At 60.1% G+C, this 6271-nt stretch carries 7 protein-coding genes; 3 read left to right on the forward strand and 4 right to left on the reverse strand.

Going from position 1 to position 6271, the window contains the following annotated elements:
• Positions 1 to 330 (reverse strand): acyltransferase family protein (locus G113_RS18460; RefSeq protein ID WP_005908512.1); only part of this gene is annotated, 330 nt, incomplete at its 3' end.
• 272 nt (positions 331 to 602) lie between these two features.
• Here G113_RS18460 and G113_RS18465 point away from each other — a divergent pair.
• Entirely contained in the window at positions 603 to 1247 is a 645-nt protein-coding gene (locus G113_RS18465) for a glutathione S-transferase family protein (protein WP_005908513.1), read from the forward strand.
• A gap of 402 nt (positions 1248 to 1649) precedes the next feature.
• Here G113_RS18465 and G113_RS18470 read toward each other — a convergent pair whose 3' ends face one another.
• Both G113_RS18470 and G113_RS18475 read right to left on the reverse strand, forming a co-directional pair.
• Positions 1650 to 2843, reverse strand: coding sequence for a class I SAM-dependent methyltransferase (locus G113_RS18470; protein WP_005908514.1), 1194 nt, complete (start codon positions 2841 to 2843; stop codon positions 1650 to 1652).
• A gap of 92 nt (positions 2844 to 2935) precedes the next feature.
• Positions 2936 to 4366 (reverse strand): methyl-accepting chemotaxis protein, encoded by a 1431-nt coding sequence (locus tag G113_RS18475; RefSeq protein WP_005908515.1) that lies wholly within the window; start codon positions 4364 to 4366, stop codon positions 2936 to 2938.
• 84 nt (positions 4367 to 4450) lie between these two features.
• Between G113_RS18475 and yccX the strand changes: the two genes are divergently transcribed.
• Together yccX and G113_RS18485 are read left to right on the forward strand one after the other, a co-directional pair.
• Positions 4451 to 4723 carry an acylphosphatase gene (gene yccX, locus G113_RS18480; protein WP_005908517.1) on the forward strand — a complete coding sequence of 91 codons (273 nt, stop codon included), beginning with the start codon at positions 4451 to 4453 and terminating at the stop codon, positions 4721 to 4723.
• Positions 4724 to 4882: 159 nt separating this feature from the next.
• The gene (locus G113_RS18485; RefSeq protein ID WP_005908518.1) at positions 4883 to 5701 is read left to right on the forward strand and encodes a CHAD domain-containing protein; all 819 of its coding nucleotides are present in this window, start codon (positions 4883 to 4885) and stop codon (positions 5699 to 5701) included.
• A gap of 122 nt (positions 5702 to 5823) precedes the next feature.
• On the opposite strand, the gene metG is transcribed toward G113_RS18485, so the two are convergent.
• A partial coding sequence (gene metG, locus G113_RS18490; protein ID WP_005908519.1) for a methionine--tRNA ligase subunit beta occupies positions 5824 to 6271 on the reverse strand: 448 nt, incomplete at its 5' end.

The raw sequence follows: 6271 nt of genomic DNA on the forward strand, positions 1-6271 counted from the left end.
GAAGCCAATCCCATGGCGGGCCTTGTACAGCTCCCAGCCCACCAGCAGCAGCAGGGTCACCAGGTAGAGGGGATAAACCCGGGTCAGCCGCAGCCAGAGGAAGCGGCCATAACCTATGGTGCGGGGCGAGCGGGCAAAGGCCTCCCCGTAGACGTGGGCCAGCACCAGCCCGCTCAAAATAAAGAAGAGATCGACCCAGAGGTAGCCGTTCTCGATGAGTTGGGTGTGGGCTGCGATAGGCTCCATCCACTGGGGAAAGAGCAGCAAGCGGGCGTGGAACAGCACCACCATCAGGGCAGCGATGCCCCGCAGCGGCGTCAACAGCGGCAATGATTAATTCATGACGGGATCCTTGATGATGTTCAGCTTGGCCTGACATCGATTTTTGTTGTGGTGCCGCTCATCAACCCTGATGAGTCGGCTGCCCCGGCTTGGCGGCCACAGGCGGGATCACTCTACCTAAATGAGAGCCATATGGGTGTTATTCTCATCATGAATGTGCATTTATCATCCAAAAACCAGCACGGAATAAGCGCTGTATCGAAGGTGAAGAGGGGATCTAGACTAGGGAAGTCATCCATCCGAGTGCGAGGAGCGTCCCGATGAAACTCTATGCCCATCCTTTCTCATCCTACAGCCAGAAGGTGCTGATCGCCCTCTACGAGAATGCCACCCCGTTTGACTACCAGAATCTCGAAGAGCCGGCGGCCAACGCCGAACTTGCCGCCCTCTGGCCGCTCAAGCGCTTCCCGGTGCTGCTCGATGAGGGTCGCTGCATCCTCGAGAGCAGCACCATAATCGCCCACCTGCAGGCACATCACCCAGGTCCCGTCAGCCTGATCCCGGCTGGTGATGCGGGCCTGGAGGTGCAGATGCTGGATCGCGTCTTCGACAACTATGTGATGACGCTGATGCAAAAAGTGGTGCTGGATGCGCTGCGCCCGGTCGATGATCGCGACCGCTATGGCGTGATGCAGGCCCGCGAGCTGCTCGACCAGATCTACCTCTGGCTCGATCAGCGGCTGGAAGGGCGCCACTGGATGGCCGGCGCTGGCTTCACTTTGGCCGATTGCGCCGCCGCCCCCTCGCTCTTCTATGCCGACTGGGCCCATGAGATACCAAGCACCCACGCCAGGTTGCGGGCCTACCGTGCCCGTTTGCTGAGTCAGCCTTCGGTGGTGCGTGTTGTGAATGAGGCCAGGCCATTTCGGCACTACTTCCCGCAGGGAGCACCGGCGCGTGACTGAGCCGGGCTGCTGGCGGCTTGATCACGACAGGCTGCCAATCCAGGATGTTGTATCGCAAGCAGGAATGGGAGGAATGACCGGGTTCAGGATAAGGGGGAAAGAGCTGGCAGCGAGAGATTTTCGATGCGTTTCTACCGATGTCTCCCCGCGGGTGGGTTGAGTGTCATAGGACCTGGGCGAATGGCCATGAGCTGGAGCCAGCTTAAAGGCAAGGTTGCTGCAAGAGTGCGATGGCTGCGGGCGATGCTGATGAGGGGGGCTGGATGCGTGACCTTGGTTCTCTTTTTGCGCCTATCAAAAGGCCCGCCAGGGATAGCGGGCCTTTTGATGGTATGGCGGCGGAGATGACCCCGGCCCTGTTCTGGTAAAGGATAAGGGGTGGTCAGCCTTGGTCGGCGCCCCTTAGCGGGCGCGCACTACCATGCCCTTGAGGTAGAAACCTTCCGGATAGGCGGTGCCGATGGGGTGATCAGAGGCTTGGGTGAGCAGCTCCAGGATCTGGGCATCACGACCGGCGTCCAGCGCCGCATCGGCCACTATCTTCTGGAACAGGCTCTGCTCCATCAACCCGGTGCAGGAGTAAGTCAGCAGCACGCCACCTGGTGCGAGCAGCTGGAATGCCAGCATGTTGATGTCCTTGTAACCGCGGCATGCACCCAGCAACTGGGCCTTGCTATCGGCAAACTTGGGCGGATCCAGCACGATGACATCGAACTTCTCACCCTTCTCGCGGTATTCACGCAGCAGCTTGAAGACGTCATGGCGCACGAACTGGGTGTTGGAGACATCCAGCCCGTTCAGCTCGGCGTTTTGACGGGCAACATCCAGCGCATTCTGAGAGAGATCCACGTTGACCACTTCCCGGGCGCCGCCCTTGAGGGCATAGATACCGAAGCCGCCGGTGTAGCAGAAGCAGTTGAGCACTCGCTTGCCTTCTGCGTACTTGGCCGCGGTCTGGCGGTTGTCGCGCTGATCCAGATAGAAGCCAGTCTTGTGGCCGTTGCGGATGTCCACCAGGATCTTGACGCCGCCGTTCTCTTCGATCACGACCGGTTCGTTCGGCGTCTCGCCATAGATGACGCCAGTGCGCTCTTTGAGCCCCTCTTTCTTGCGTACCGCCACGTCGGAGCGTTCATAGATGCTGCACTCCGGGTAGAGGGTGCGCAGGGCTTGCGTTATCAGCTCACGTTGGAACTCGGCGCCGGCGGAGAGGATCTGGCATACCAGGAAGTTGGCGTAGCGATCGATAGTCAACCCAGGCAGGCCATCGGATTCGGCGGCGCACAGGCGATAGCCGGTGAGGCCTTGACGCTTGATCAGCGGATCCCGGGACTCCTGGGCATAAGAGAGGCGACGGATGAAGAAGTCGAGGTCGACGGCCTCGTCTTTATCGAAAGTCCAGACCCTGGCGCGGATCTGGGAGCTGCCGGACCAGGCGCCGCGGGCGAGCCACTTGCCATCGTTGGAGTAGATCTCGACGGTATCGCCATCGATGGGGTTGCCTTGCACTTTGTCGATCCCCTTGGAGAAGATCCAGGGGTGACGGCGCAGCAGGGATTTTTCGCGGCCTTTGACGAGATAGATGGAAGCGCTCATGAGAGTTGCCAGATGGTCAAAAGAAAAGGGGCCACATTCTATGTGGCCCCTCCCAAAAACTCAAAGGCAAAACGCAATGGTGATGACTTGAGTCAGATCTTGAGACCACGCAGCGCCTGAGTCAGCTCGGTTGCCGTCATCTTGATCCCGGCAGTGCCTGCCACGGAGGCGCTGGCGGACTCTTCCACCTGGCTTGCCTCGTGACGGATCCTGTCCAGATTGCGGCTGATCTCCTCGGCCACCGAACTTTGCTGCTCGGAAGCGGTGGCTATCTGGGTGCTCATCTCCAGCACGGCATCGCTGTGATGGCTGAGTTTCTCTATATCCAGACCCACTTCGGCGATCAGACGCTGGCTCTGCTCTGCCCGCTCGACCGTTTTTTCCATGATGTCGTTCAGTGCACCTGTGCCCCCTTGCAGCTCTTCGATCATCTTCTGGATTTCGACAGTGGCCTGCTGAGTGCGGCTGGCGAGGGTGCGCACTTCGTCTGCGACCACCGCGAAGCCGCGGCCCTGTTCACCGGCTCTGGCCGCCTCGATGGCGGCATTGAGGGCCAGCAGGTTGGTCTGCTGGGAGATGGCGTTGATGACGGCGATCACCTCGTTGATGCGATTGGCGTTGTGGTTAAGCCGCTCCACCGCGCCAGAGGCATTGCCTATCTCACTCGCCAGGGTGCCGATGGCCTCTATGGTGCGCGTTACCCGGTTGGCCCCCTGGTTCGCCTCGTCGCTCGATTGGCGGGTCTGGGCCAGCGAGTCGTTGGCATTGCGAGCGACCTCGCGAATGGCGGCGGACATCTGCTCCATGGCGGCGGCGAGGGAGTCCATGTGCTGACGTTGATCCATGGCCAGGGATTCCCCGTTACTGGCGTGGTCGCGAAACTCGTCGGCGGCCATCGCCAGGGCTTCGGCAGACTCTTCCACCAATTGCACTATCTTATGCTGACGGTCGGTAAATCGGTCGATGCTGCCCGCCAGCACGGAAAACTCGTCCCGCACCGGGAAGAAGTTGAGGCGATGGGTGAGGTCGCCATCGGCCACGGTTTGCAGGGCCTTGTTGGTGGAATAGAGGGCGCCGGATACGAAGGTCATCAGATAATGGGTAACCAGCGCCATCAGGGCGGCCACCAACGTGATGATGGTGAGCGTGGTACTCTGGTGATCCCAGGGGGAGAACTGGCTGGCGTCCAGGGTGCCAGTGAGGTACCCCGCCTGGCCGGCACTGGCGGTGACGCTGTGCCGCTCGCCCTGCTTGCTTATGCCAGGCGTGCCGTTTGAACTTAGGCTCAAGCCCGCAGGCAGAGTCAGGGTTGGTTGCTGGCTGACTAGCTGGGCCGTGGTCTCAACCTTGCTTTGCAAGGCGTCGAGGCGCAGTTGCATCTGCTGGGTGTGGCTGCTCGATAACAGATACCAGGAGAGTACGGCGATGAAAATCAGTGGGCACCAGAAGGTAATGAGGAATTTTTCACTGATGGTGAGATGAATGAGATAGCGGTCAACCCAACGAAACTTTACTTCTTTCATAATGGTATTTGCATCCTGCACAACAGAGAGAGTCGGCTTGATTATCGGCTTGCCCTCTCATTGCTTAAGGAAAAGGTGTGAAAAATGGGAGAGCAAGCGTTTTCGGTCAAGGTTTTTGGGCGAGTGCAAGGGGTCGGGTTTCGCTACTTCACTCAGGAGCTGGCGGTGCAACTGGGTCTGAGGGGGCATGCTTATAACCTGGATGATGGGTCGGTCGAGGTCCTGATCTGCGGCCCCAAGGAGCAGGTGCAGATGATGCTGGGTTGGCTTGAACATGGTCCCCGCACCGCCGCCGTGACCCATATCGAGTATGTGGCTCATGAGGGAGAGGTCAGGGCGGGCTTTCACATCAATTAGCGGCGATCATGCCAGCCATACCCGAGTGGCTTGCTTGTTCCAGCCTGCGAGCAGGCAATTGGCTAGCGCCAGGATCCAGGCCCTCGCCTCATCAGTGCTTGGTAGTGCCGGTGCGTCACCATTGTCATTATTGGCATTGCAATAAACAGGAGTGACTTCATGGACGATCCCTTGCGCGAACGCTTGCTTGGCCAGGCGCGGGCCCTCATCAACCACTACTGGGCGGCGACCCTGGCCCTGCGCCAACAGGCGGGCTTGGAGCAAGTCCACGGCTACCGTATCGCGGCGCGCAGGCTCCATGCCCTGCTGGCGCTATGGCGCCCGCTTATCTACCACCCCAGGCTGGAGCGGCGGCTGCTGAATGCGGTGCGTCGTCTCTCGCCGCTGCGCGATGATCAGGTCTATGCCAGCCATTTTGTGCATCACAAGCCGGCGGGAAAAGGCAAGGGTGAGGAGAAAGAGGGCAAAGGGTGCGCCTCGCCAGCCGACTCGGTCAAGGTGCCCATGCTGGCGGTGGCCCTCGATGAGTGGCTCGATGCGGTGGCGCAGGTACCAGCGGGATTTGATCCACTCGCCTGGTATCGATTGCAACTTGGTCTGCGGCTGAGCCTGTTGCTCAACCAGAGTGATGACGAGCAGAGCGCCAAGTCCAAGAAGCTCAAGAATGACAAGTTGCTGCGCCAATGGCACAAGGCCCGGGCCGAGATCAAGCAGATACGTTATGGCTGCGAGCTCTTGGTGGCCATGGGGGCGGGGGATCCGGACTGGCTGACGCTGCTGGGTCGTTGGCAGGAGCAGCTGGGGCAGTTGCAAGATGGCCGGCAGTGGTACAAGCGGCTGCGCCGGGAAAAAAATACCGCCAAGCAGCAACGGCTGCTGCGGGCCCTGCGCAAGAAAGGGGGATGGCAGCTGCGACGGCTCTCCTGTCAGCGTGGTGAGCTGGTGGGGCTGAGTCTCCTGATGCTTAAGGTCGATTGAGGCGCCGTTGCCAATCAGATGGATCTGTCGCTAGCACTTTGATGTCCTCCCTGGTGAGAGCGACACAGAAAAGATGAGGGGCCCATTGGGCCCCTCATCTTTTCTGTGTCATGTGCTGCGGTTTACTTGACCCGCATGCCAGGCTGGGCCCCTTCCTGCGGCTCCAGGATCCAGAGATCTTTGCCACCCGGGCCCGCGGCCAGCACCATGCCTTCGGACATGCCAAAGCGCATCTTGCGCGGCGCCAAGTTGGCCACCATCACCGTCAGCTTGCCTTCCAGATCTTCCGGGTTGTAGGCGGACTTGATGCCGGCGAACACCTGGCGGGTCTCGCCGCCGAGATCCAGCTGCAACTTGAGCAGTTTGTCGGCTTCAGGTACGGCCTCGGCCTTCTTGATCAGTGCCACGCGCAGATCGATCTTGGCGAAATCCTCATAGGAGATGGTTTGGCTTATGGGGTCATCTGCCAGCGGGCCGGTCAGCTTGGGGGCCTGCTCTTTGGCGAGATCTTCCTTGGAGGCCTCAATCATGGCCTCAATTTTAGCGGGTTCGATACGGGCGAACAGTGCC

The sequence above is a fragment of the Aeromonas molluscorum 848 genome, from assembly GCF_000388115.1.
Classification (GTDB): Bacteria; Pseudomonadota; Gammaproteobacteria; order Enterobacterales; family Aeromonadaceae; genus Aeromonas; species Aeromonas molluscorum.

Bases quoted from the DNA above. Each gene is read 5' to 3' on its own strand.
- G113_RS18465 (WP_005908513.1), top strand. From the start codon at position 603: ATGAAACTCTATGCCCATCCTTTCTCATCCTACAGCCAGAAGGTGCTG.
- G113_RS18470 (WP_005908514.1), bottom strand. From the start codon at position 2,843: ATGAGCGCTTCCATCTATCTCGTCAAAGGCCGCGAAAAATCCCTGCTG.
- G113_RS18475 (WP_005908515.1), bottom strand. From the start codon at position 4,366: ATGAAAGAAGTAAAGTTTCGTTGGGTTGACCGCTATCTCATTCATCTC.
- yccX (WP_005908517.1), top strand. From the start codon at position 4,451: ATGGGAGAGCAAGCGTTTTCGGTCAAGGTTTTTGGGCGAGTGCAAGGG.
- G113_RS18485 (WP_005908518.1), top strand. From the start codon at position 4,883: ATGGACGATCCCTTGCGCGAACGCTTGCTTGGCCAGGCGCGGGCCCTC.